This is a genomic window from Vibrio sp. HS-50-1, assembly GCF_024747315.1.
Lineage (GTDB): Bacteria > Pseudomonadota > Gammaproteobacteria > Enterobacterales > Vibrionaceae > Vibrio > Vibrio diabolicus.
The window spans coordinates 1037401-1064240 of the sequence record NZ_JAMPZF010000048.1 but is presented as its reverse complement, the minus strand read 5'-3'; the positions used below and the strand labels follow the sequence as shown (position 1 = coordinate 1064240).

Annotated in this window: 23 protein-coding genes; 15 read left to right on the top strand and 8 right to left on the bottom strand. The window is 44.5% G+C overall.

Annotated features, from left to right (window positions below):
• Positions 1–194 precede the first annotated feature (194 nt).
• The 3 genes from NDJ01_RS24030 to yegD all read left to right on the top strand — a co-directional run bounded on the left by NDJ01_RS24030 (position 195) and on the right by yegD (position 2929).
• Positions 195–515: a DOPA 4,5-dioxygenase family protein gene (locus NDJ01_RS24030; RefSeq protein WP_005375836.1), complete on the top strand. Its 321-nt coding sequence runs from the start codon at positions 195–197 to the stop codon at positions 513–515.
• Positions 516–840: 325 nt separating this feature from the next.
• A complete protein-coding gene (locus tag NDJ01_RS24025; protein WP_258587504.1) occupies positions 841–1464 on the top strand; it encodes a hypothetical protein in 624 nt (207 codons plus the stop codon).
• A 112-nt stretch (positions 1465–1576) separates the two neighbouring features.
• Complete coding sequence (gene yegD / locus NDJ01_RS24020) at positions 1577–2929, top strand: molecular chaperone (protein WP_258587503.1); 1353 nt, start codon at positions 1577–1579, stop codon at positions 2927–2929.
• Positions 2930–3095: 166 nt separating this feature from the next.
• Here the strand turns inward: yegD and NDJ01_RS24015 are convergent, their stop codons facing one another.
• Both NDJ01_RS24015 and NDJ01_RS24010 read right to left on the bottom strand, forming a co-directional pair.
• Positions 3096–3569 (bottom strand): copper chaperone PCu(A)C, encoded by a 474-nt coding sequence (locus tag NDJ01_RS24015; protein ID WP_164665700.1) that lies wholly within the window; start codon positions 3567–3569, stop codon positions 3096–3098.
• A 93-nt stretch (positions 3570–3662) separates the two neighbouring features.
• Positions 3663–4124 (bottom strand): hypothetical protein, encoded by a 462-nt coding sequence (locus tag NDJ01_RS24010; protein WP_258587502.1) that lies wholly within the window; start codon positions 4122–4124, stop codon positions 3663–3665.
• 485 nt (positions 4125–4609) lie between these two features.
• Between NDJ01_RS24010 and NDJ01_RS24005 the strand changes: the two genes are divergently transcribed.
• Positions 4610–5659 carry a Preprotein translocase subunit SecY gene (locus tag NDJ01_RS24005; RefSeq protein WP_065646682.1) on the top strand — a complete coding sequence of 350 codons (1050 nt, stop codon included), beginning with the start codon at positions 4610–4612 and terminating at the stop codon, positions 5657–5659.
• Between the two features lie 158 nt (positions 5660–5817).
• On the opposite strand, the gene NDJ01_RS24000 is transcribed toward NDJ01_RS24005, so the two are convergent.
• Positions 5818–7017 carry a DUF5666 domain-containing protein gene (locus NDJ01_RS24000; protein WP_258587501.1) on the bottom strand — a complete coding sequence of 400 codons (1200 nt, stop codon included), beginning with the start codon at positions 7015–7017 and terminating at the stop codon, positions 5818–5820.
• Between the two features lie 90 nt (positions 7018–7107).
• On the opposite strand from NDJ01_RS24000, the gene NDJ01_RS23995 reads away from it, so the two are divergent.
• The 3 genes from NDJ01_RS23995 to NDJ01_RS23985 all read left to right on the top strand — a co-directional run bounded on the left by NDJ01_RS23995 (position 7108) and on the right by NDJ01_RS23985 (position 10007).
• Positions 7108–7776 carry a response regulator transcription factor gene (locus tag NDJ01_RS23995; protein WP_005395631.1) on the top strand — a complete coding sequence of 223 codons (669 nt, stop codon included), beginning with the start codon at positions 7108–7110 and terminating at the stop codon, positions 7774–7776.
• Entirely contained in the window at positions 7748–8989 is a 1242-nt protein-coding gene (locus NDJ01_RS23990) for a HAMP domain-containing sensor histidine kinase (protein WP_258486172.1), read from the top strand. The genes NDJ01_RS23995 and NDJ01_RS23990 overlap by 29 nt, the downstream gene beginning before the upstream one ends.
• Positions 8990–9077: 88 nt before the next feature.
• Positions 9078–10007, top strand: coding sequence for an SRPBCC family protein (locus NDJ01_RS23985; RefSeq protein ID WP_258587500.1), 930 nt, complete (start codon positions 9078–9080; stop codon positions 10005–10007).
• A gap of 147 nt (positions 10008–10154) precedes the next feature.
• On the opposite strand, the gene NDJ01_RS23980 is transcribed toward NDJ01_RS23985, so the two are convergent.
• The 5 genes from NDJ01_RS23980 to NDJ01_RS23960 form a co-directional block, all read right to left on the bottom strand.
• Positions 10155–10610 carry a hypothetical protein gene (locus tag NDJ01_RS23980; RefSeq protein WP_139059860.1) on the bottom strand — a complete coding sequence of 152 codons (456 nt, stop codon included), beginning with the start codon at positions 10608–10610 and terminating at the stop codon, positions 10155–10157.
• 12 nt (positions 10611–10622) lie between these two features.
• On the bottom strand, positions 10623–12401 hold the full coding sequence (locus tag NDJ01_RS23975; protein WP_046875333.1) for a S8 family peptidase: 1779 nt from the start codon (positions 12399–12401) through the stop codon (positions 10623–10625).
• Between the two features lie 249 nt (positions 12402–12650).
• A complete protein-coding gene (locus NDJ01_RS23970; protein WP_176319550.1) occupies positions 12651–12992 on the bottom strand; it encodes a hypothetical protein in 342 nt (113 codons plus the stop codon).
• A gap of 7 nt (positions 12993–12999) precedes the next feature.
• Positions 13000–14913 carry a tetratricopeptide repeat-containing diguanylate cyclase gene (locus NDJ01_RS23965; RefSeq protein ID WP_258587499.1) on the bottom strand — a complete coding sequence of 638 codons (1914 nt, stop codon included), beginning with the start codon at positions 14911–14913 and terminating at the stop codon, positions 13000–13002.
• Positions 14914–15529: 616 nt separating this feature from the next.
• Positions 15530–16786, bottom strand: a complete 1257-nt coding sequence (locus tag NDJ01_RS23960; protein WP_256951680.1) for an aromatic amino acid transport family protein — start codon at positions 16784–16786, stop codon at positions 15530–15532.
• A gap of 381 nt (positions 16787–17167) precedes the next feature.
• On the opposite strand from NDJ01_RS23960, the gene NDJ01_RS23955 reads away from it, so the two are divergent.
• The 8 genes from NDJ01_RS23955 to NDJ01_RS23920 all read left to right on the top strand — a co-directional run bounded on the left by NDJ01_RS23955 (position 17168) and on the right by NDJ01_RS23920 (position 26835).
• Positions 17168–17602: a GNAT family N-acetyltransferase gene (locus NDJ01_RS23955; RefSeq protein WP_005395641.1), complete on the top strand. Its 435-nt coding sequence runs from the start codon at positions 17168–17170 to the stop codon at positions 17600–17602.
• Positions 17603–17896: 294 nt separating this feature from the next.
• A complete protein-coding gene (locus tag NDJ01_RS23950; protein WP_258587498.1) occupies positions 17897–20542 on the top strand; it encodes a nitrate reductase in 2646 nt (881 codons plus the stop codon).
• Positions 20543–20562: 20 nt separating this feature from the next.
• Positions 20563–21468 (top strand): uroporphyrinogen-III C-methyltransferase, encoded by a 906-nt coding sequence (cobA, locus tag NDJ01_RS23945; RefSeq protein WP_258587497.1) that lies wholly within the window; start codon positions 20563–20565, stop codon positions 21466–21468.
• Positions 21465–22418 (top strand): glycosyl transferase family protein, encoded by a 954-nt coding sequence (locus tag NDJ01_RS23940; protein WP_243327792.1) that lies wholly within the window; start codon positions 21465–21467, stop codon positions 22416–22418. The genes cobA and NDJ01_RS23940 overlap by 4 nt, the downstream gene beginning before the upstream one ends.
• Positions 22419–22588: 170 nt before the next feature.
• Complete coding sequence (locus tag NDJ01_RS23935) at positions 22589–23506, top strand: dienelactone hydrolase family protein (RefSeq protein ID WP_258587496.1); 918 nt, start codon at positions 22589–22591, stop codon at positions 23504–23506.
• A 73-nt stretch (positions 23507–23579) separates the two neighbouring features.
• On the top strand, positions 23580–24161 hold the full coding sequence (locus NDJ01_RS23930) for an ANTAR domain-containing response regulator (RefSeq protein ID WP_161443081.1): 582 nt from the start codon (positions 23580–23582) through the stop codon (positions 24159–24161).
• A 265-nt stretch (positions 24162–24426) separates the two neighbouring features.
• On the top strand, positions 24427–25791 hold the full coding sequence (locus NDJ01_RS23925) for a CmpA/NrtA family ABC transporter substrate-binding protein (RefSeq protein WP_258587495.1): 1365 nt from the start codon (positions 24427–24429) through the stop codon (positions 25789–25791).
• Positions 25792–25869: 78 nt separating this feature from the next.
• A complete protein-coding gene (locus NDJ01_RS23920) occupies positions 25870–26835 on the top strand; it encodes an ABC transporter permease (protein ID WP_258587494.1) in 966 nt (321 codons plus the stop codon).
• Positions 26836–26840 lie beyond the last annotated feature (5 nt).

Here is a 26840-nt window from a genome sequence, read left to right as displayed (position 1 = left end):
AACTCAAGTAGTTGTTATGTGTTGTATTGAGATTTTTTGTTGTGCCCGAAACTCCGGCCTTATGAGAATACATAACTTCTTCCCAACAGAGTGGAATCAGGGTAGGGTGACGGCATTACAAATGTATACCCTCGGCGGTCCTTGAGCTTATCAACAGTAGATGGTGCTCAAGTCGAAGTGATTATGGAGAAATTATGTATCACGCTCATGTTTATTTTCCTTTAAGAGAACAAGATAAAGCGCAAGCCTTGAACGAGATCATCCGTCAAGAGCGTCAAGATGTGCTGCGTGTGTTTCCTTTGGTTGGAAGATTGGTTGGCCCACATAAAATGCCGATGTTTGAAATTCACCTAGAGTCATTGAGTGAAGAGTTTTTGGCTTGGCTCGATACGATTCGAGGCGATTTTTCTGTGCTTATCCATCCTGTGAGTGAAGAAGAGTTGCTCGATCATACGGAACGCGCGATTTGGCTGGGTAGAGAGATTGGTGTATTTGAAGAGAAGCTAGAGAAATAGTTGTTCCTCTCGCATGTATGACCGCTTTGAATGCTTCTCCCCTCATCGCGGTCACCGTAGCAAGTTAGCGTCTTCATGTTCGTTAATAAGTCGCGATTTCCTTTTCTCCATTCTGCAGGCCCTGTTTTTGTGTGCTAAACCTACAAGTAGGTTTTTGAGCTTAAGCATCAAGTGAGACCATGTTTCTGTTTAACATGTCGTTAAATAAGTTTTGGCAGCAATAAAATAATAAGTTCAGATAAATGAAATAGGTATAGCAGGGAAGTGCAGTTTACGACCCCAACGCCATTGGCAGTGGAGCCGATAATTTCTGAGGGGGAAGGGTATGTTTTCGATACTCTTGGTCATACTTTCACTGTATATATTTTGGTTGTTGTTTCGTAACGGACCTGCATTCGCCGAGCGCGTCGCTCATCAAAAACGTAACTGGGTTGGACCTACAGCCAACAAAGAAGAATGGCGAGGATATTGTACGGATGTATTTCAGCCGTTCAGTTCTAAAACGACTTTTTACGCCATCGCTTATTTTGCGAATTATATTGCAGCAGCAAATGCGATATCTTGGTCAACAGTATATGAAGGGGATTACCCGATCATCATAAGCCGATTTGGTAGCTACTTTATTTTAAATACTCACGATTCACTAGTGGTTGCAGGGTTTATTGCGCTTGCTTTCTTTATCATCAATTGGCAACTTGCCATGCACTGTTCTGGTATTCTTAGTCAGTATCTAGTGCGGATTCTTATTATCAATCGAACGCGCTTTGTTGCGATTAGCTTAGTGTTTTGCAGTTACTTTGCGTATCTCTTGACAGTTGGTATTTTCTGGTTGTTCCATGACGGTTATTCGATCTGGCACGGATTAACGCTTACTCCTGTATTCTTATTATTGGCGTTATTGGTTGCGGTTGTTTTGCCATCTATGAAAAAAGAAAGCAATAAACCTTAGATAGACTTGCCACGTTAAATTACACACGATTTTAGGATAGTAATTCCTATGCCATTAAGTTAGCATTGCCGGCTTTTTAACGGTCTACAGGCCCTTATTAGTGGGAGGAACTATGTTTATCGGCTTTGACTATGGCACTGCAAACTGTTCAGTGGCAAAAATGGAATCGGGTGAGCCAGTAATGCTTAACCTAGAAGGGAACAGTCCATTTATTCCTTCCACCCTTGCTGCACCGACTCGTGAATCGGTATCCGAGCACTTATTTCGCCATCGAGATATTAAACCATTAGATCAAGTTGGTGAGCAGGTTTTACGCCGGGCAATCAATTTAAACAGAGAAGAAAGTATTGATCTCGAATCTGACGACATTGCATTTGGTCAGGCGGCGCTTAATCTCTATTTGGAAGATCCTCGTGATATCTATTACGTAAAGTCGCCGAAGTCTTTTCTTGGCGCTTCTGGCTTGCGTGACGTGCAATTGGCTTTCTTCGAAGATCTTGTCTGCGCGATGATGGACAATATTAAGTCGCAAGCCGAAAACGATGCGCAGCAAAGTATTACCGATGCTGTTATCGGCCGGCCAATTAACTTCCATGGACGTGGCGGTGAAACGGCTAACATTCAGGCTGAACGCATTTTGTTGCGGGCAGCGAAACGTTCGGGCTTCCAAAATGTGGAGTTTCAGTTTGAGCCTGTCGCGGCGGGCCTAGAGTATGAAGCGACACTCAGCGAAGACAAAACCATTCTAGTGGTCGATATTGGCGGTGGTACAACGGACTGCTCGTTGATTCAAATGGGGCCGTCTTGGCGTGGCAAAGCGGATAGGACAGCGAGCTTGTTAGCTCATAGTGGCCAGCGCGTCGGCGGGAATGATCTTGATATCGCGTTAGCATTTAAGCAGCTCATGTTTCCGTTTGGCATGGAAAGTAAAATGGAGTCAGGTATTGTGATGCCGACCACCCAATTCTGGAACCCGATAGCAATCAACAATGTAGAAGCGCAGAGTGATTTCTATTCGCGAGAGAATCTATCCGCGTTGAAGTTGCTTCAAAAGCAGGCTCAGGAGCCAGAAAAGCTTGCTCGTTTGCTAGAGGTGTATCATGAGTCTTTAGGCTATAACATTGTTCGCCGTGCCGAAGAAGCGAAAGTGGCGCTTTCCGAACAAGCTTCTTACCGAACTGGCATCAACTTACTGTCAGAACTGATTGAAGTCGATGTGCAACGAGACGAAATGATCGAAGCGATTCAGTCGCCGAAGAATAAAATGACGGCGTTGGTGACAGAAGCGGTAGAGCAAGCTGGGGTAAAACCCGATGCTATCTTTATGACTGGTGGTTCGGCACGCTCGCCAATCTTGCGCGATGCGGTGCAAACTGTACTGCCAAATATTCCGGTTGTCAGTGGAAATTATTTTGGCTCGGTAACTGCTGGCCTAGCTCGTTGGGCTGAGGTCTGTTTCAAGTAGAAAGAAAACTAATTGCGCTATGGGCATTGTTACCAAATTTATGACTTCGTCTCGCGAAGCGCTGCTATTCTTCTGAAGAATCGGGTTATGATCTATCGGAATAATGATTTTTACTAAACTGAAATAAAAATGCCCGCTAAATCAGCGGGCATTTTTGTTTACGTCATTAATGGTGCATGTGTTTTTCCATGTGACCTTGTTTTTCAACCGCCATTTCTACTTCCACTTTACCCGCGTTTTTGAATGTTAACGTCATCGGGAAGCGGTCACCTTCTTTGAGCGCTTGTGTTGGATTGAAAATCATTAAATGGAAGCTGCCTGGCTTAAACAACACTGAGTCATTGGCGGGAACGCGCACTTCGTCAATCTTAATCATTTTCATCACACCATCTTCTTTCTTATGCGTGTGAATTTCGACATGTCCTGCGATTGGGCTTTCTGCTGCGATCAATGCATCTTCACTGTCACCGTGGTTGGTTAATTGAAAAAAACCACCGATAACAGGTGCGTTTGGTGGCGCTTCGCGGCTCCATGGATGGTCGATATGAATGTTTCCTGCTTCATAATCGTGCGCCAAGCTCAGTGGACTAGCGATGACAGTAATAAGCGCGATAGCGGCGGTTTTAAATGATTTAAGCATGTGTTTTTCCTTTTGAATGAATAGCTTCTCTGAATGGACAACAAACAGAGTCATCGTTATTTTTGAATAAAGTTGTTAATGATTAGATGCCTGTTAGGCAGGAAAAACACTCGGCGGAGAGTGCTTAGGCGCGATGTGTTTGTAAACGAGCCTATCGCATTTTGAAAATCGGTAAGGCGTCAGCGCATTCTTGACTCGGCGCAGCCAATGGATGGTAGTCAGGTATAGCCCAATCGCAACCAAAAGAAAGAATTGAACAGCTTGAAGAAGCGGACACTCAAACTGAAAGCCTTCATGTAAATTAAGATCTTGAATGAGCGTAGAAGAAGGTTGAGCGTTAGCTTCAATCAGCGTATTGATATCCACCCATTTGAAACCATCTGCGGTACACAGTAAGACCTTTTCACTTTGAAAGTTGTTAAGCCATGTTGTGCTGTGAACTTGTGTTGGGTTAAGAGTCGCTGTGGACGCTAAATACAACTGAAACAACACCGCGATAATAACCGCAATAGCGTGCAAGCGATGGTGTTTATGCTGTATTAGAGTGTTTTCCATACAATTGAGTGCTTATCTTCTTCGGCGCGGGATACTAACAAATTAACCAAACAATGTAATTATCAGTTTACTAAAAGGTGATGCAAGTGTGCATTATTTGTTTTATTGCCTATTTTTAACGCTTTAATGTCTTGGCTCTTTACGATTTAAAGCAACGTGTTACGGCAGATGGCATGTCTTGATTCGGCTGGCATTCATAACTTCCAATTCAGCCTGCCTGTCTTGCCTAGTCGCTTTTGAAGATACTGAATTAATCTCTTTTATATGTCACTGAAGCTTCGGTTAGTGGGTGTCGTGGTGGTGTTTTTACGTGCTAGATTTGGCTGATATCGATTCAAAATGCACACCGAATCTTCACTTGTTTTCCATTAACGGAATTATGACAGTAATTTAATAAAGGATACGGTATTCTGCGCTCCTTTGTACATGCCAGAACGTCCGTCCTACTTAGTCGGAGGGGCGATTAATCTTAAGAAATTTCTCAAATGAAATACGAACAACAGATTGGATATCGATACCCTAAAGGTCGATTTGCCATGGTGAGTGTATACGCATTCACTGGTGCTGCGATTTTAGCATCGACTATTTTTTCTCTATTGCTGTTTTTGTCGATCGACGAAAACCCGATGATGCAAACCTTATTTGGTGGTTTAGCGATTATTTTTGAAGCGGGTAAGTTCTACGCTTGGTATGAATACGGTGAGCGCCGAGCCCATCGCAACTATACAGGGGCGGCAACCGCTCTCGTGTTTTATTTAGTCTTAGCTGCGATCTCCATTGGCGGTAGTATTGGTGGCATTAACAGTGCAACAAACAGCGCACAAAGTCATATTTCGGTAGAGCAGGCGAAAGTGGAAGCGTTTAATCGCCAAATTGCGGCAATCGATAAACAGATTGAGCTCAACAATATGGCAGCGCAGAAATACATCGAGATGGAGCGTATCGCGACTGGTGTAACTCGCATTCAGGAGCAAAACAAAACCTTACGCGAAGAGCAGCAACGCTTGGCTATGGAACGTGATAGTTTGCCACCAGTCACGCAAGGCTCAGTGATTGGTTTGATTGATAGCCTAGCCAACGCATTTGGTACCACCTCTCAGCAAGCTCAGCTTGGCTTAGTTGTATTTCTTTCGATTCTGTTGGATTTCTTTGCTGCATTTTTTGTCGGCCTGATTGGTGAAGAGCAACGGTTCAGACATTTCTATCGCCGAAATGAGGGCATGATACTGAAAACGGTTCGCGATATCGATCCAGAGCCAGCGGGATATCTTCCTCATATCAAAGAGGAGGAAGAGCAAGAAATACCAGTAACGCCGGAGCCTGAAGAGCCAAAAGAACCGAAAACTCTGTTAGAGCAAGTGAGCGATGCACTTAAAACGCATCAAATTACGTGCACAAAAAAAGCCGTTGCCAAACAATTTAGGCTATCTGCGGAAGAGGTAGACAAGGTGTTTGAGGAATTGGCAGAGCTCGGTTTAGTGGGTAAAAAAGCCAACCACCATTATCATTGGATAGGTCAGACAGAGACAGCATAATTGGTTATCAATTAGAGATCGGAAAGAGCGTCAATCGGCGCTCTTTTTTTACTGTAAGGTTTCGCTACTAAAGTGAGCCAAAAGAAGAGAGAGGATTTAAAAATAGAAAAACAAAAAAGTGCCACCGAAGTGACACTTTTTCTTTAGCGTAGAAGGGATCAGTTGTCGTAAACGTCCAACTCCACTTCACGGGCAATATTTTGGTCGTTGATGATTACACCATCGACTTCGACACGAGCACCATTTAGGTTAAGTTCTTCGATGCCTTGGAAGCGTGTTTGTGCATCAATCACAACGGTAGTGTTGTTTAGCAATTGATCTGCGTCGTTTTCGCAACGCTCGATGTCAAATGTTCTTGCTTCAGCATCGTAGTTTGATACGTATCCTTCACATTCAAATTCTTTACCTTGCCATTGGTTGTTATCGTCAAAGTCTGGTTGCTCAAACTCAATAACGGTAGCGATGCGTTTGCCATTTTTCATGACAGACGTTACTTCCACTTCTTGGCCTTGTTTTAGGTTCGCTTTGCTGCCATCTTCAAATCGTGTTGCGTTATCGATGAAGAATGCACCTCGGTAGTTTAATGAAAACTTACTGTAATCATTTGCAACCCAAGTCACGATGCCTTCCACATCGCTGTCATTGCTTATGACGTCGTAGCCTTCAACTTCTACCTCATTTGCCATGAAGATGCCGTTTTGCATTTCACCTTCTACTTCCACCCATTGGCCGATGCTAAGTTGGTTAATGTTGTCGTAAGATGCGGTTATATTTGTACCAAGCTTAAACGTGCCAGCATTTTCATCGATACTAGTAATGCGACCTTCCAGTTCGTAGTAGCTTCCAAGAGTTGGGTAATCGTTATCTACGTCGATTTCGACCACAGACAACACTCGATAACCCGCATCAGCAGTCGGCAAGGATGACACCATCACCCAGTCGTTGACCTCTATATCATCACTTAAACCGTCAAACTGCAGATCTACGCCGTTTACCGTAAATGTTTTCTTCACATAATCAATTGCTGTAACACGTCCGGTAATGGTTGGCTCAAGTGTTACTAAGAAGCCATCGTCAGACGCTTTACGAACACCTGTCCCTACTTGAACCATCATTTTTGGTTCTACATCGGCCAATTGCATTGATGTATCGCCATAAACCACCCCAGACACATGGTATGTATATCCATTGACGGTTAACGTGTTTTCTTCAGCGTTGACTGCTTCAACAGAGCCAATCGCTACACTTGGTTTCACTACTGGTTGAGTTGGCGTGCTATCGCTATTGCTGCCACCACCTGAACCACCACAACCAGACAATGCCAAACCTACTACAGAAATAAGAGCGAGTTTTTTCATTGTATTAACCTCAATTTACGAGCTAGTTTAGGAAATTGCCTGTATCTTATTGGGCATATCGTGAAGAGATCGTGAAGAAATGTGATTTTTATGAAAATTTTAATTGTAGATGACAACCACAATGTCTCGGAGACGATTGCGGACTATCTTGAGCTTGAAGGCATGATTATCGATTGTGCGTATCATGGTGAGGCCGCACTGAAGCTAATCGAGGATAATCATTACGATGTAATCATCATGGATATCATGATGCCTAAGCTCGATGGCATTAGTACGGTACAGAAACTTCGACAAGATCAGCTCTGTGGAACGCCAATCCTCTTCCTAACCGCAAAAGATACGTTAGATGACAAAATCGCGGCATTTAAAGCGGGAGGCGATGACTATTTAATGAAGCCATTTGCGATGGAAGAGCTTAGTTTGCGTGTTCATGCTTTGGCTAATCGCGGTCCAAGGCAAGATATTGGCACGCTCAAGTTTGCGGACATTTGTTTAGATGCGCGCACAGGCAAAGTGACGAGAAAAGACAAAGAAATTAAGCTGAGCCGAATTCAAACCAAGATTTTAAAGTTACTTCTCCAACGTGCTCCAGCATCGGTTTCGCGCACAGAAGTGATCGATAGTGTGTGGGGAGACGAACCACCCGGAAGTGATGCACTTCGTAGCCATATTTATGGTTTAAGAACCGCGTTAGACAAAGGTTTTGAAGAATCACGATTAGAGACTATTCATGGACAAGGTTACCGACTTAAAGCATAAGGAATATCCAAGTATTTATCGCAAGATCCGTTGGGGTTTTGGGGTGATGACGCTTGTGATGTTTACTCTTTTTTGGTCGCTGATTTATGTGGCAGAAAACAAACTTGAAGTGCTGAGTTTACATCACTGGCTTGATACTGAAGCTGCGCTTTATAGTGAGAATTTCGAGAAACAGGGCTGGGATGCGCCATTGCCAAACGTATTGGAGTTCAACTCATATTGGAGTGAAGCACCGACACCGGATTGGTTGCTCTCTTTTACTTCGCCCGGTTTTTACGAATATCTGCTTGGTGAAGAAGACAAACACTTTGTCGTATTGAAACACCCCTCAGGGAAGGGGCTTATGTACATTGTGTTTCAAGATGACTCCGATGATTACCTCGACGAATACGAAAGCTCGCTGCATCAGTTTACGCTACTGCTCGGTGGCTTATTTTCATTTGTTATGGTCGGATATGGCATTTATATGGTGCGAATATTGTCTCGACCACTAGCGCAAATCGAAGACAAAATCAGCCAAATGTCACCGGATCAACCCGCTTTCCAAGTTGAAACCAAGTTCAGCGAGACACGCCAAATAGAGCAAACTTTGCTGGATAATAAAAACGATATCGCGGGCTATTTCAAACGAGAACAAGAATTTAGTCGTTTTGCATCGCATGAGTTGAGAACGCCAATCATGGTGATCAAAGGCTCAACAGACATTCTAACGCGTATTCCAGAACAACCTCGAGTCGCGCAAAAAGCCATCTCGAGGATGCAGTCAGCTTGTGAAGACATGCGCGTACTGACAGAAGCGTTTCTCTTGCTCGGTAAAGAGAAAATAGAGCCTCAGCATTACGGAGAGCATGAGCTTCTCACTTGTTTACAAAAACAGTTGGAAGAGCTAGCTCCTTTATTTGCCAAGCAAGATTCGAATTATTCTTTGCACGAACAACATAGTGGTGTCGTGAATGCACCAGAGAGTTTTGTGACCATTGTTATCAACAATCTGATTAAAAACGCCTTTAGCTATAGTGTGGGAGATATTGAGATTGAGTTGGATGGTCATGCTCTTAAGATCCTGAATCGTCACGATGGTAACGAGACGTACAACGCTGGGTACGGTTGTGGTCTTGTTATCGTACAACGCATATGTGAACGGATGGGATGGGCGTTAATACTGGACGATGATGGTGTTCGATTTAGTGCGAAAGTGGAATTCTGTTCCTAGCTTTGTGCGTCTAACCCACAGTCAAACAAGAAAAAACTGGAATTTGAATTAGACTGAAGTTAGTGACGCGGAAACTTGAGGAACCGTTATGCTTTCTTATCAGGTCAGCAGAAGTATTGAAATTAATAAGAATCAAAGCGAGATTATTGGCTATCTCAAGGATTTTAATAACTGGCCTGATTGGTCACCTTGGATCATTCTTGAACCGAGCTGCGAGCTGACATTCAGTGATAATCAAGGTCACGTTGGAGCTGGTTACCAATGGAATGGTCAGCGTATTGGGACTGGTGCCATCGTACTTGAAAGCACTCAAGAACATAGGTTAGATATGGAGCTTCATTTCTTTCGCCCAATCAAGAGTCACGGAAAGGTGACTCTAATAGTGACGCCGTCACAAGGTGGTTGTTTAGTCGAATGGCAAATGCAATCACGCGTTCCTTGGTATCTGTTCTTTTTGAAAAGTATGTTTAAATCGATGATAGAGATGGATTATCAACGTGGGCTACGCATGCTCAAAAGCAAACTTGAAACCGGGCAAGTGCTCTCAGACTTGGTTGAAATTGGTAATCGAACCCAGCCTCTGGTTCACTACATCGGAATAAAAGGCGAGGCCACCATTCCAGAATTAGGCCCGGTAATAGAAGAACAAGTTCACAAGTTAAAGCAGATAGTTGATGACAAGGGCTTATCTGTGAACGGCGAGTTATTTTGTTATTACCAGTCGATGGATATGCAGAAAGGCACGTTTGAGTTTATCACTTGCTTGCCACTTGATAACGCGGTAACTGCGCCAGAGGGAGCGGTTTCCGGTACCATACCTGAGAGTGAAACATTTGTCGTCGAGCACCGCGGGGAATATCAGTTTTTAGGAAATGCATGGGCTTTAGCGATGAACTTGGTTCGTCAGAGTGGTATGAAAGCCAAACCCAGTCCATTAGGGATTGAGCGCTACTTAGATAACCCGCAAGAAACCACGCAGGATAAACTAAGAACCGAAGTTATTTTATTTAAGAAATGACAGGCGTTGCCGGACACGCTCCCCTAAATATCATGCTAGTTCCGTCGTAATTTACAAAAGAAAAAGAGGGTCTCTATACCCACCTATAAAAATGCCTCAGCAATCGCTGAGGCATGGTTTTATCAGCCAACTTCTCTTGCTAGAGAATTATTGTGCACGGTACTTACCGCTGTTTAGTTCAATTTTAGACGCTTTTACCCGGCTGTCTGCGTTTAGATAGTCGCTAATGCTTAGTAGATCTTGATCTTGAGATGCTTTTAACACCGCAGACTCTCCCTCTGCGAAGACAACTTCCAGCTTTAGCTCTTTGGCGACCGCTTTCGCTTCGTTAGGGTTGTTTACCGTGATGTAAACCAGTCCAGTGGCCTTGGATACATTGCTAAACGCATTCTTAAACACTTCATCACCGGCTCGAAGTTTTACTTCTTCGGATACGCTCCTAGCTGTACCCGTTTGCACCTTGCGATAATCTTGGCCATTAATCTCAACCGCTTCTGACGGCACAAACAGCTCAGGTGCGGGTTGTTGAGCGAGTTGTTGCTCAGCGTATGCGCTAGCTGTCATCATAGAAAGAGCCAGCATAGAAAATGATATGTATTTCATGTAATTGACTCCTTAGTGTCCAAAGATGCGCATCGACCAGTTCTTAATAACACCTGGCTGAGTGTTGTTTGCCATCGGAACATCATAGATGGTTGAAGAGTTAAAATATGCAATGTAAGAAAAGACTTCGTCGCCATTCGTATCGATTGCTCGTAATGTCCATTCGCCTTTTGCATCTTCGCCATAGAACTGGTTAGACAACATTAATTGGTCTTTGTAGCCAGTAATCGTTGGGTCAAGAGATTGACCAACAAGACCATTACGTGGTGTTTGCAAAACGGAACGAGTCCCTGATGGCGAAACGAGCTCGATAGCTAAGTCGGGCAGGCGAGAGTGGTCTAATGTCAATTTCACTTGAACGGATTCTACCTTCAGATCATCGGCAATAGCGATACTTGATGAACCGCCAGCCAGACTCGCATCGGGTACACTGACTTCTTTAGCATTATTAACCCAAGGCGTAATAACTTGAGGCGGTAAAACACGATTCGTCATGCGAGCACGTTGCATTGCTTCATCCAAATCGACAGCGCCGAAGCCATAAAAAGTATGGAAATCTACGCCTGCAGCGTTTTTCTGCCAAGGAGAAATGGCCTCGTAGCTAACCTGTTCACCTTTGTGGTTAGTAAATTCAAGTTGTACGCCTGGATGCGTTTTATCCGTTACTTTTGCTGTCTCTGCTAGCAAAGCACGTACATCACGAGCAGAAAGTGCATGATTCGTGGACATGATTGCCGCGATGGCACCGGACGTGTTTGGCGCAGCAGACGAGGTTCCGTTCATTGTACTGGTATAGTTACAGTTCGGGTCTAGCTCCGTTCCGCCGTGTAAGCCATTGATACCAAGTCCGTCGCTGGTATTTTGCCCTTCTTCACAACCCATCAAATCGGTGGTGACCATGGCAGGGAAGTCTTGCCCATATTCACCTGCTGGTGCGGCAACCCACACGTTAGACCCCACCGATGAGTAACTCGCTCGCGTGCCATCCGCACGTAGTGCACTGGTGATTAAATTAAAATAGTTGGCGTTGTCATAAGACTGAGCGGAGTTGTGCATCGGCAAGCCTTGGTTGTCTCCACCAGCAAAGAAGTTACTTGGTAATACGAAGAATCTTCCCGCATTGAAATAGCGATAACCATTGCCGGCTGACTTAACAAATACAGCACCGCGTCCCCATGAGTTACTCTCGCTGACATTTTTTATCACGTCCATTTCAAGTTTAAGTTGAGGATCGCTTTCATCAAAAGTTATTGGGTTGATCGGGCTGAAACCATAGCTTTGGTTAAATACACGAACATCGCGTGTGGCTGGGTCCATGCCGTGAGAGATTAGCCAGCCTTCTAATGTCTGGTTGGCTAACCAGTTAAAACCAATAAGAGAAGAGTGAGAAGCAACACCGCGTCCACCTTCACCATTGTTGCCGACTGCGCTGATCAAACCGGCGACAGCAGTGCCGTGACCATTGGTATCAACCGGATAACTTAATGGGAAAGAAGAGTCTTCGACGAAGTTTCTGCTACCTGTAACTATATTACCTGCAAGATCTGGGTGATCGATCTGCACTCCAGAATCAATGACCGCGACTTTTACACCAATACCCGCAATACCCATTGCTTGAGTGAGCTTGGTGTTTAGGTCGTTCCCAGCAACAGCTGGGTTAGCAGCAAAAGCAGTTTGCCCTGTGTTGTCTAAGTGCCATTGTTCAGAATAGAGTGGATCAAACGCCGAGACGGCGGGTGCAATGCCTACTGCCAACATAGCAGCAAATAGGCGGTTAATGCGTATTTCCATTTTTGACCTCATGTCTTTGTTTGGAATTTTTTAGCTCCTGTTTCATATTCCTCTAACAGGAATAAACAAAGCTAACGACAAAGAATAAGGACGAAAACCATTTACAACTTGTTTACATAAAAAGTTCGACGAACAACATGAGTTAGTGTTAATTCACTGAAACTATAGGGTTTTTTAATGTCGAATAGCGCACGCATGAAAAGTGAAAAGCAGAAAATACGGTCGTACTGTCTGCTTTGAGAGGAAGGATTATTTAGTTGAAGCGGGTTGAATTGTCGCCATTGGTTTCTTCGGTTTGGCCTTTTCTTTGGGTAACACGTTATCAATCCACTTTTTGATGTATAGCTTATTGAACTCACTATCACACCACTTCTTGTTTAAACCACGTCGGTTAAACTCAGCGCCAATCGCAACTTTGGTTTGGTTGGTTGCACGGTTGTAGTAGAGGGTCTCGCACAACTGAGTGTTACTCATTTGCTGGGCATATACGTTAACACTGCCACTGCGCATTCCCAGTTGAGAGGCTTGATGGTTACTACACGCAGTGAGAAGTGCAGGCGCAAAAATAGCGATGGTTAGGATTTTTTTCATTTTGCTCTTATGACATCGGGTGAATAACGAAGCGATTTCTTCCTGCTTGCTTTGCGTCATACAAAGCTTGATCTGCGAAGAAAAACCATTGATCCCATTCTTGTTGAATAGTTTTTACGGACAGTCTGTCGACAGCTCCGAGAGAAATTGTCGCGTTTAATGACTTAGAGTCAACCACTAGTGGCGTGTTTTCCACGATATATCTCAATCGATCCAAGAATTTAGCGCAATCGTCAGTTCTGTTTACTTCAAATAATAAGACAAACTCCTCTCCACCCCAACGGATGAGTAGGTCCCCAGAGCGAGTCGATTCATTAAATAACCTGGCAATATGAATTAACATCTTGTCGCCAATATCATGCCCATATTCATCGTTAAACGTTTTAAAATGATCGATATCTAATACGGCTAAGGCAAACGTTCTATCTGGGCTTCTACGAGCCATTTTATCCAGCCAAATGGGAAGGTAGCGACGGTTGTGCAGTTGAGTTAATGGATCGGTAGTATTTTCTTGAGTGAGTGCCTTATTAATACGCCTAACGCGCAGTACGTAACGAAAGCCAACGACACCAATCGCTGCGATAGCGATAAAGTAGAACATTTCTCTATAGCGTTGTGAACGCAGCTCTGAAGCTTGCAACGCATTTTTCGTTTCTAGTAGCTTGAGTTCTTTCTGGGCTAACTTAGCTTCGAGGTCAAACTTAATGTTAATCATCTCTTCGCCGTGAATATGATGAGAAAATTCAGCTTCTAGCTCTCTTAATTGAGTTAAGTAACGAAAAGCCGCTTCAAAATTATTAAGGGTTTGATTCGCGTTTACTAGGACCGACAGCATATCAATGCGCTGTCGTATTTCTAGCTCATCGGTTGATTTAGTTTGCTCAAGTACGTTGATAGCTGTCGAAATGGCTTTATCGTATTGTTCATCTGCGAGGTATGCTTCTGCATATGCTTCATAACAAGGCATTTTCTTCGCCTCTAAGTTCCCCGTGATAGGGAGAGCTACGCAACGTTGTGCAACCATCAACGCTTCATCAATTTTCCCTATCGAACTTAACATTTGTGAGAAGCTGGATAATGAATAGTGTTTGATGACGTCTGACCCCGTTTGCATTGAGAGTCGGATTGCTTCATTAAAATAGTATTCTGCCTTTTCGCTATCTCCACTGCTTAAGTGAACAATACTTAAGTTTGCGTAGATAACCCCAATGAAAAGGCTGTTGTCATATTGATATTCGCTGTTTAAATAGGTATCGAGTGCTTGCGTAAGGTAGCTACTGGCGCGAGCCCAATCGGATGCATCGATATAGACGGTACCGATGTTATTCAGCGTCATGGCAACTTGCATTTCAAATACGGTTCTCTCTAACAACTCATAGGCGGTTCGGTAATACTTGAGTCCGCTACGTAGTTGATTCCGTGAAACCTCTAAGTTCCCTAGCCAGCGATATGCTCTTCCTTCTAGCGCTAAATAGCCGAGATCGCGGGCTTCAGCGATGATGTCATGGAGTACAAGTTCTGCATTCCAATTGTCGTCTAGTTCAATCATGGTTACCGCTTTATTAAGCTGTGCTTCAGCGACTACCCACGGTAAATTATGCTCTGTCCCAAACTCAATTAAATCAGGCATATCTTTGGGCAGCGGAACGCCTTCGTAGCGCTTTAGGTATAGGCGCGCAAAGTAATAAAGCGCAAGAGATTCCGCTGACGCATTCTGTGGCGCAACTAATTCATCTTCTTCAATTGAGCGCGGCTTACCCATTGAACGAAAATAGAGATTGAGCATGGAGCTGCTTTGAGGAGAAATGTGTTCTTCCAGGTAGCTCTGTTTTTCTGTGTTGGCAAGTACATGGGTTGGATGGAAGAAGAATCCAAGTACTGAGAACAGCGCGCAAGTTAGCGTTTTAATCGGAAAGTGCATGAGCTTATTAATAAAATGTGATCTCGTTTAACCCTAATACTAGGTAAGTCTATCACTTCTTATTGGCTAAGTGCGGATGGATTCCGAGTTACAAACGGCTTGTGAAGAAAGTTTCGCGAAAGGTGAGGCTAATATTATGATTTATAATGATAAATCTGTTCAAAAGTGGAAAGATTGATTTAACGACAAGATAAACAGTACGACGAATCTAGTGTGTCGAACATTGTTAGTGGTGTAAGTTTCATCATTTAGTCGGTGCGATTCGCATCTCGAAAGATGGCTGGTTCGCTAAAAAATTATCTTTCTGTCATAAATATTTAATGTTTGTATGGGTTGTTAAAAAACTCGATATTAGACATAGTGTTATTAAGCCAATAAAAAATGGCTTTTATAATAAACAGGAGATTAACTATGCATAATGAAATGATTCAACCTTCACACTTCGGTATTATTGGCCGCACTTGTATCGCTTCAGTACTTATGATTGCGGGCGTTTTTGCTCTTATTTAAGAGTCAATGGTAACGATGGTTACCCGCTTAAGAGTAAGAAAATTCAGGGAATCACCTTAATCTCGTATAAGGTATTCCCCTGAAAATCCAACCTAATAACTACTTTTTAGCTGAAGAAGCTAAAAATCAATGCACTTACCGCTACAATGCCCGCAGTTAAAACAAAGTAAGTTGAGCCATTTCCACGATATTGTTTCAATGCATCGATTTTGTATACCGCTAACATTGGCATAATAAATAAGATCATCGCGATAACAGGCCCTGACAACGCTTCCATCATACCAAGAATGCTTGGGTTCATGATCGCTGCTGCCCAGATTGAAAAGAAAAGTACTGCAACGCTGATACGATCAACCCGCTTTTCAGACAGTTTAGAGTGTTTGGTAATTAAACCATTTAAGCTTTCGCGTGCACCTAAAAAGTGCCCAAGAAAAGAGGAAGTGATAGCAACAAAAGCCACCAAAGGACCAAGCGTTGCGATAAATGGGTTGTCTGTTGCATTGGCTAAATAAGACAGCACCGACACGTTTTGTTCTTTAGCTTGAGCCAATTGCTCTGGTGACAGCGCTAATACACACGAAAAGACAAAAATAAGCACAAACGCAATTAACATGATGCTAGTGCGTCGAAGAATTACTTCGGATTTCGCATCCGCTTGATCGCCATAATGGCGACGTTGCACATTTGCAAAGCTTGAAATCGCAGCTGCGTGACTAAACGAGAAAATAACCACAGGAACCGCTAACCACATAGTGCTAGCAAAAGCAGACGCTTCAGGGGCGTCCATGATTGGCATGGTCCAGTTTGGTATCAAGTAAAATGAAAGAAAGGCAAGAATAGCCACTAATGGGTAAACCATAATGGCAAAAGCCCGTAGCATGACTTTTTCGCCCGCCATCATAATGGCAATTAATGCAAACACTAGTGCACCTGAAAGCAGAGGGCGAGGCAAAGAAGCCATATCAGCTTGGTTAACCATAAAACTGTCTACGGTATTGGTAATACCGACACCGTAAATTAACAGGATCGGGAAGATCGAAAGAAAATACAGCAGTGAAATAGAGCGACCCGCTTTTGCGCCAAAGTGCTCTTCTACTACATCAGTAAAGTCTGCATTTTTGATCTTGGAAGACAGTACAAAGCGAGCTAAACCACGGTGGGCAAGATAAGTCATTGGGAAAGCAAGCACAGCCATTGCGACTAACGGCCAAAACCCGCCAATACCAAGGTTGATCGGCAGAAATAGAATGCCTGCACCAACGGCTGTTCCAAACAGACTAAGGACCCAATGTGTATCGTGTTTTGACCAAGATGTTGTTGTGTTTAATTCACTGGAATTTAACGTATTTCGAGATTCTTTCACTTAAAACTCGCTTTTATAAAAATAATAATGCGGAGAATGGTATAGGTTTTGGTGTTTGTTATCACATCGGAAGTGTGGTGAATCATGCTGAAGATAAGGGGTGGTTGTAACTTATCAAACTATGAATTTTTTTAAAAACTAGAATTTTAATCTAAAAATTAAGCAATAAATTGGTGTTATATTTCAAATTTTTACTAATGGGTGGTTTTTGATTTCGTGGTTAAAACTTAATCATGGATGTATATGCTAAAGAAGCTTGCTCTTACTTAATGAGCCATGGTGCATATTGGAGGGCTAGCAAGTGGCAGGTCTATGAGTCCTGCATTTAGATGAGTTTTAGGTATATACTGCCGCCACAAATGTTAAAGGAGGAATCATTGAATGGACATTCTGTCTGCACATAAAGACGACTTATTGGCTGTGTATACGCTTGAAAATACTTTATTTGGAGAACATGCCTATCCTCAATTTTTCTTTCGGCAAGCTTTTGATTGTTGGGGGGAAAGCTTACTAGTGGCGAAAGAGGGGGAGCAAGTCGCAGGGTATATTTTGCTGACGACAAGCACAAATGCACAGCAATATTGGATCATGTCACTGGCTGTCGATACTCAACATCGTGGTAAGGGTATTGCGCGTTCTCTGATTGAAAGTGCCATCGCGCCGTTGAAGTTGGGCTCAAGTGTGAAGTTGACGGTCGATCCGAATAATCAGCCTGCATTGTCTTTGTACCTGTCCCTTGGCTTCAAAGTCTTAAAAGAAGAAGCGCATTATTTCGGTGACGAAGAGTCTAGATTGGTCATGGAATTAGTAAAGTAACCCTGCACGATAATGAACGAAACTTGCACTCAATCAGTGCGCGGTATTACTTTGCAATAGTTGTTTACATTCTAACGTTTTGTAAATTAAAGATTTTCAATCTTGGCACCTCGTTTGCTTTGAGATAAATGTTCATCGTTAACTCGATGCGCCGCTCTCTATAGCAGGCGAGAGCGGGATAGGGTATTACTTTTGAAAATGTACTAACAGCGTTAAAGGCATTGCTGCCTCTCTCGATTCGGGAGAGGCTTTTTTTTTTGCCTGTAATTTAGGATTAGTCGCGCAGGAGGCGTTATGTCACAAGGGTGTAGAAAGACAACTTGTCCGTATTGCGGAGTAGGCTGCGGAATTGAAATCAGCAATAACAAGATTATTGGAGATGCGCTTCATCCGGCCAATTCCGGTTCACTGTGTGTAAAGGGTGTCGCATTAGCAGAAAGCTTACAAATGCCTTCAAGATTGCTCTACCCCAAGCTAAGGGAAAAAGAAGTGTCATGGCAGTCGGTCACAGACTTAATTGCACAAGAGATCCATCAAGCAAAAGCGGAGTTTGGACCTGATTCTGTCGCGATGTATGTTTCTGGTCAGTTGTTGACGGAAGACTATTACGTCGCCAACAAACTCATGAAAGGTTATGTGGGTAGCGCGAACATCGATACCAATTCCCGTTTATGCATGTCTTCTGCGGTTGCGGCTCATGTACGAGCATTTGGTGAAGATGTCGTTCCCGTCAATTACGATGACATTGATAAGACTGAGCTATTGATCATTTGTGGTGCCAATACCGCTTGGACGCATCCCGTGTTATTCCGTCGTGTTCAGCAAGCGCGAGAGAATAATCCAAACCTTAAATTAGTGGTTATTGACCCGCGTGAAACGGTCACCGCGCAGCAAGCGGATTTGCATCTACCGATTAAAAACGATGGGGATGTGTCACTTTTTAATGGGCTGCTCAAGTTTCTTATCGAGCAGCAATGTATTGATTCTGAATACATAAATTCCCATACCGACGGGTTTGATGCGCTTGCAGAAGAAGTTTCTGATTTGCGTTACGATGTCACTAATTTAACGTCTTCCATTGGTATTTCAGAAGAAAAACTCACGACATTCTTCCAATGGTTCGCACAAAGCCCAACCGCAATCACGCTGTTTTGCCAAGGGGTTAACCAAGCCGAAAATGGTGTCGATAAAGGCAATGCAATCATTAATGCTCACTTGGCGACAGGTAAAATTGCTAAGTCAGGTTGTGGGTCGTTTTCTATTACAGGTCAGCCGAATGCGATGGGTGGGCGAGAAGTCGGTGGTTTGGCAAACCAACTAGCGGTTCATCGCGCTTTTGACGCAGATTCTATAAAGCAAGTCCAAGCGTTTTGGGATTCACCCGAAATTGCCACTAAGCCTGGATTAAAAGCCGTCGAGCTGTTTGAGGCGGTAGAACGTGGTGAGATTAAAGTTCTGTGGATCATGGCAACCAATCCCGTGGTTTCTTTGCCTGATAATCAGATGGTTAAGCGCGCGTTAGAGGCTTGTCCTTTTGTGATTGTGTCTGATATTACCGCGGAGTCGGACGTTGCTAAATATGCAGATGTTCTACTGCCAGCAGCTGGTTGGGGTGAAAAGCAAGGGATGGTGACTAACTCTGAACGTAGAATGTCTCGTCAACGTCAGTTTCAAGTACCACCTGGTGAAGCAAAACCAGATTGGTGGGCGATAAGCCAAGTCGGGCAAGCTTTGTGTACATTGGAAAAGACACAAAATGGCTTTGCGTTTACTTCTGAGCGGGCGGTATTCAGGGAATATGCGGCGATGACAGGCATGAATGCTGATTCGCCATTGAAGCTCAACCTATCTGAATACGCGAACTTAACTGAGCAAGAATACGAAGAGTGGGTGCCGACACAATGGGGAGGAGAGCGCCCTTTTGCTGATGGAATCTATTCGCACCCAGATGGTAAAGCGCGTTTTGTCGTCACCAGCGAATTACCTCAACGCTTAGAGAGAACAAAAGGCTGGTGGCTCAATACGGGCAGGCAACGTGACCAATGGCATACCATGACGCGTACAGGGCATATCGCACACCTAGCCGCCTCTGAGTTAGAGCCAACCGTGTACATGAATACACTCTCCGCCACTCAAAATCGCTTAAAAGCAGGACAACTCACCAAGCTGTTTCAGCCTACTTCAAACACCGGTATTTATGCCAAAGTTGCCATTGATGAAGGTTTAGGTTTTCAGGAGCTGTTTATGTCAATGCACTGGGCGGGCCGATATGGCGGTGAAAGCAGTGTTAACGCGATAATAAACAGCGCAAAAGACCCTATTTCTGGGCAACCTGCGTTTAAGTCGTCTTATGTTGAAGTGCAAGACGCAGCGGTAAAAACCTACGGTATGTTCATCGGGACACAGTTTGATTCCGGCAAGTTTCTCTACAGCGCATTTCAAGCAGAAAGTAATTTGGGCATCTGGCGCTTCGCACACGATAAACGACCAAAAAAGCAGAGTTTTTGTCGAACGGAAAAGAGCCGCAGGATCACGATTGATATTGCCCAAGGTTGGCTAGCAGTGGATTACGATCTTGTTGGAGACGTTCGTATCATTCGTTCTGTTTTGGTGGTGTCTAGTGAACCGATTCAAACCGACTACACCAACTTTACGCACTTGATTGGTAAGCCGATGGAGTTATCGCAACTGCTTACCATCACTCAATCGCAAAGCATTGCCAAACTGGTTTGTAGTTGTTTCCGTGTTACTGATAAACAAATACATGACGCGATAGAGAAACGAGATTGCACTTCACTGACCCAACTTCAAAACAAACTCAAATGCGGTACCAACTGTGGCTCATGCGTCTCTCAAATCAAACAAATGGTCGACAGCCATCAGCATCAAAAGGGCAAACAGCAAGCGAGCCAGCAAAGTCTGGCGATGCAAATAAAGTAAATCAGAAAGAGGATAAGCACATGGAAGCGCCTTATCAAAAGTCTTGGTTTAAGAAAGGACAAGCGAGTCAGAATCAAGAACGCTCGTCTCGCTTTTCTAAGCATGACCAAGCAAGCAAACTGAACCAACTTTTAGAAAATCACTCCGCAGATCTAGCTGCGAATCAAAAAGGTTTTGTTTCGATTGTCGGAGCAGGACCGCACGATCCAGACTTGTTAACCGTGAAGGCAGTGAAAGCGATTATGTCGGCAGAGGTACTGTTGTACGACCGTCTGGTTAGCAAAGATATTTTGGAGTTGACTTCGCCACAAGCCGATTGGATTTACGTGGGCAAACGATGCGGACAACCTAGTATTGGTCAGGAGGAAATCTGTGATTTGATGGTGTCGCTCGCTCAGCAAGGAAAGCGAGTTGTGCGCTTAAAAGGGGGAGATCCTTTTGTATTTGGTCGTGGAGGCGAAGAGGCGTTAGCGCTTGTCAAACACTCTATCGCTTACGAAGTCATCCCCGGTATTACTGCTGCGATTGGATGTTCCGCAAACAGCTTGATTCCGCTGACTCATCGCGGCGTTGCTCGCAGCGTTACCTTTGTGACGGGGCAAGTGGTAACAGGCGCATTTGAGGCTTGGAGCCAATTGATGCAAAGCGGACAAACATTGGTGTTCTACATGGGATTAGAAAAATCGGCAGACATACAAATCGGTTTAATCGACGCTGGTTTGAGAGAAGATTTCCCTGTCGCGATCATCACTCATGGTTGCAGCCCTCAGCAACAAGTTCATGTTACCCAACTCAATCAGCTCAATGAGTTATCGATTACACTTAAAGGCATCAGCCCAGCATTGATTGTGATGGGAGAAGTTGTCAAACTGCGCGAACAACTAATAGAAACCGTACAGTCAGTGACGGAATACGAGGGAATATGAGCAGCATTTTGGAGTGTATCAGAACGGTCGGTCGTGGCGAACGTGGTAGAAAACCACTGAACTTTGACCAAGCGTTTCGAGTTATGGATGAATACCTAAACGGAGAGTGCGATGATGATCAAATGGCAATGCTGCTGATGCTGATCCGCGTACAAAACGAGACTCAACAAGAAATCGCTGGCTTTGTAAAAGCATTCCAATCCCGCATGCCTGCTATTGGTGCAGACATCGACTGGCCATGTTACGCAGGCAAACGTGAAGCGGCAGGTCAGCCTTGGCACCTGTTGGCAGCGAAGATCCTTGCCGATAATGGTCATAAAGTGCTGATGCATGGCTATCACGACCGTCAATCTGGACGTTTACACGCCGAAGATTACCTCGGCAAATTTGCTATTACGAAAGCGGAATCAGCAGAAGACGCAAAGCGTGTGTTAGAAACACAAAACATCGTGTATCTACCGCTCAGTGCATTTGCTCCTCAAGCAGAAACCATGATCGGTTGGAAGAATCGTTATGGGCTTAGAACGCCGATTAATACCGTGGTTCGAGCATTGAATCCGGGGCAAGCAACGGTTGGTATTCGTGGTAGCTTCCATCCTGGTTTCCAACAACTTCATGCAGAAGTCGAATATGAAATCGGTCAAACCGCTCACGCCGTTGTGTCATTCAAAGGGCAATCGGGCGAATCAGAATACAACCCGAAAGTAAGCCAAACGGTATGGTTAAGCCAAACAAGCGGCGTGACATCGCACTACTGGACGGAGCAAATGCTGTCTGAGGTGCCAATGCCTACGAACTGTCCGTTTGGGACGTCAGAAGATGACATGAACCAAATGGCGAATACGGTTTTGGCAACGATGACAGTTGTACTCTTTGCTCAAGTGCACGATAGGGAACAGGCCTTTGAACATGCGTTTACTTATTGGGAAAACTATTGTTGTGGCAGTTAATCCTGTGACGAGCTAACCGCGAAACGTTGTTGGATCGGAATCCTTTATCTATTGTTTGTGTAAGCTTGTCAGTGATGTATTTATCACTTGAAGTGTCTCACAGCTGATTGGGGCAAACATCAGTGAGGCCTGATGAGTTTACTTTTCGATAAGAAATGAGGACAAGGATAATGGTTCTAAAGCACTCAAATTCTAACAACAAGGCGTCACATCCCATTCCACAAGAAGCTTTCGATTGGTATGACGAATACGCACATGGCAAAATCTCTCGTCGAGAGTTTCTCAACCGTCTTGGTGGCCTCGCTGTTTTAGGTTTTAGTATGACGGCCCTGGTTGATGCTCTGACTCCAAATTATGCACTCGCAGAGCAAGTTTCCTTTAATGATCCTGAGATCAAAGCAACCTATGAAACCTTTGCTTCGCCCAAAGGACATGGGGAAGGTCGCGGCTATTTGGTTGTGCCACAAAAGAAGACCTTAAAATCGCCGACAGTGTTGGTGATTCATGAAAATCGAGGTCTAAACCCATACATCAAAGATGTCGCCAGACGACTCGCGAAAGACGGCTTTATTGCTTTCGCTCCTGACGCGCTTTATCCACTCGGTGGCTATCCGGGGAACGATGATGAAGGGCGAGCAATACAAAAAGAGATGGACAGAGCCAAGATTGAGCAAGACTTTATTGCTGCTGCTAATTTCATTAAACACTACGAAGGTGGGAACGGTAAATTGGGCGCAGTTGGGTTCTGCTTCGGTGGATACATCGTCAATATGCTTGCAGCGGTAATGCCAGAAGAGCTGGATGCAGGTGTGCCTTTCTACGGAACACCAGCGGCGCAAGAGATTCAAAAGCAGGTCAAAGGGCCGTTGATGATTCACTTCGCAGGGCTCGATAAGCGCGTCAACGACACATGGCCTGCCTATGAGCAGCAATTAATCGCGAACGATGCGCAATATCAGGCGTTAATGTATGAAAACGTCAATCATGGCTTCCACAACGACTCAACGGCACGCTACGCACCAGAAGAAGCGGCGCTCGCGTGGGAACGCACACTAAGCTTCTTCAAAGAACATCTTACCTCTAGTTAAAATGCTTCAACTTTAATTGGCACAGTCCTTGTTATGTCTCTCTTAGTGAGTGAGATATAAACAAGGAATGTGCATGACTCGATCAACGTCAAAAACACCCATCATAGTGTGCTGTGATAGCCTTCAAGAGCAGGCTCGACTGTCCGGCTTGTTGAGCAAAGATTACGACAACATCGTTGGCTGCCAATTGGCGCAACTAGAAACGCTGATGCAGAGAGAGAGCACTGCAAGCGTTGTAGTCGGATGGCAGCAGCCGACGGCGGAACTGCGTTTGATTGTCGATTTCTGTCGCAGAAAATCGGCACCACTCCTTATCGTGTTGAAGCAACTATCATCTAATGATATCAATCGGTTATCAGAAAAAATGGACTATGTTCTCATACCGCACGATAGCGAGTTTTCACTTCAACCTTGGATTGAACATGCGACATTAGTGAGAGCGAAATTCGAAAGTATGCAATCGGAAATTGAATTGCTGACCCATAAGATCGAAGAGCGCAAGCTGGTGGAAAAAGCCAAAGGTCTGCTGATGAAGATGCACAGCGTTGATGAAGAGCAGGCTTATAAAGCGTTAAGAAACTCCGCCATGCAATCGAGTCAAACGCTCTCTCAAGTGGCGAAGAATCTGATTACGGCATTGCAGTTAATGGATTAACTTCTCTACTACTTTGGAGTTATGGCAGAAATTCTACCGTGGTGCGTGTTGCACTAACAGCAAGCAAAAACAGTTGCTTGGTTACGAGGATAGACTCTAATGTGCTGTATTTAAAGTAGAAAATAAGTTGGCACAGTACTTGGATTAGTTAAAACGGGTTTATTGTTGAATCGCTTATCTCAATTATCAACGGCGGTAATTGTAGACTTAGCAACGGCGCTACTGCTCTTCGGAGTAGTGGCGCTTTTTTTATGGGAGCAAACCAATGAAATGGAGTTCGATGCTGAAAGTGTCAGCAATTTCGTTATCGGTATTCACCACGGTCAGCGTAAAGGCAGAGTTGGGTGAGCCAGAAATTGAAGACCTGAAGTTTGGTTTTATTAAGTTAACCGATATGGCACCGCTGGCGGTTGCTTATGAGAAAGGCTTTTTTGAAGACGAAGGCTTGTACGTCACTTTAGAAGCGCAAGCAAACTGGAAGGTGCTCTTAGACCGAGTCATCGATGGTGAGCTTGCTGGCGCTCACATGCTTGCTGGTCAACCATTGGGCGCGACGATTGGTGTCGGCACAAAAGCAGAAGTGATTACCGCGTTCAGTATGGATTTGAACGGTAACGCAATCACGGTTTCCAATGATACTTGGGAGCAGATGAAGCAGTACATTCCAAAACAACCAGATGGCAAGCCTGTTCACCCAATCAAAGCAGATGCCTTAAAACCAGTTGTCGACAGCTATCTGGATAAAGGCAACCCGTTCAACATGGGCATGGTGTTCCCTGTATCGACGCACAACTACGAGTTGCGATACTGGTTAGCGGCAGGTGGGATTCATCCAGGCTTTTATGCACCAGAATCCGGTGACAACAGTGGCCAGTTGGATGCTGACGTTCTTTTGAGTGTTACACCGCCACCACAAATGCCAGCGACAATGGAAGCGGGCACGATCAAAGGGTACTGCGTAGGCGAACCATGGAACCAACAAGCCGTATTCAAAGGCATTGGTACGCCCGTCGTGACCGACTACGAAATCTGGAAGAACAACCCAGAGAAAGTATTTGGTGTTTCCAAAGCTTGGGCTGAGAAGTATCCAAACACGCACATTCGCGTAGTGAAAGCCTTGATTCGAGCTGCACATTGGTTGGATGAAAACGACAATGCCAACCGCCAAGAAGCAGTGAAGATGCTATCAAAAAGCGAGTATGTGGGAGCCGATGCCGAAGTTATCGCCAACTCGATGACGGGCACATTTGAATACGAGAAAGGCGACAAACGAGACGTGCCAGACTTCAACGTGTTCTTCCGTTATAACGCCACGTATCCGTATTACAGCGATGCGATTTGGTACCTGACCCAAATGCGTCGCTGGGGACAGATCTCAAGCGAGAAATCCGATGATTGGTACATGGATGTCGCAAAAGAGGTTTACCGTCCAGATATCTACCAACAAGCGGCCCAAGCGCTAATTGAAGATGGTGTGTTGAGCAAAAAAGACTTCCCAGATTTTAGTGCTGAAGATGGTTTCCGTGCGCCACAAACACACTTTATCGACAACATCGTTTATGACGGTCGTGAGCCAAATAAATATCTGGAGAAGTTCTCTATCGGGCTTAAAGGAAAAGACAAGGTTTAACCATAACGATAAAGATAAACGCCACAGGCGAGAGGATTCGCTTGTGGCAACAAGGATGTAAATTTCTTAGGAGTGAGTATGTCTAGTAATGTCATTTCCCTTTTTCCTGCTAAGCAGGTAGTGAACCGAAGTCGGTTGGTGCTTTTGCCCGTCATTGGTTTGCTTATCTTTTTGGCAATGTGGCACTTAGCAGCGAGAGAAGTGCAAACTTCATTAGGTACGCTACCGGGACCTGTGCAAACTTTTCAGCAGTTCAGCAACCTTGTCGATGACCATTGGCAAGAGCGAGAAAAGGAACAAGCGTTTATCGAACGTCAGGAAAAACGCAATGCTGCGAAGTTAGCCAAGAATCCGGACGCTGAAGTGAAGATTCGTCCTTACACTGGTAAACCGACGTTCTTCGATCAAATCATAACAAGCTTAGTGACTGTGACTGCGGGCTTTTTTCTGGCGACGGTCATTGCGATTCCGCTTGGTATCGTGCTTGGTCTTAATCAAGGGCTGTATCAAGCGTTCAACCCAATCATTCAATTGCTCAAGCCTGTATCACCTTTGGCATGGCTGCCTATCGTAACCATGGTGGTGAGTGCTACTTATGTGAGTGATGACCCGATCTTTGCGAAGTCGTTCATTAACTCTCTGATCACAGTGGCGCTGTGTAGCTTATGGCCGACGCTGATTAATACAGCTGTGGGTGTAACGAGCGTTGATAAAGACTTAATCAACGTGAGCAAAGTGCTCCAACTTTCGTGGTGGCAGCACATTCGCACTATCGTTTTACCTTCTGCCATTCCAATGATTTTCACCGGTTTACGTCTCTCTTTAGGTATTGCTTGGATGGTATTGATTGCGGCAGAAATGCTCGCGCAAAACCCTGGGTTAGGCAAGTTTGTTTGGGATGAGTTCCAAAACGGAAGTTCGGCATCATTGGGTCGCATCATGGTGGCGGTCATCACTATCGGCTTTATTGGTTTGATGCTCGATAGAGGCATGCTGCAACTTCAAAAGTGGCTGTCTTGGAATAAACAACAAGCGTTGAGATAAGGGAA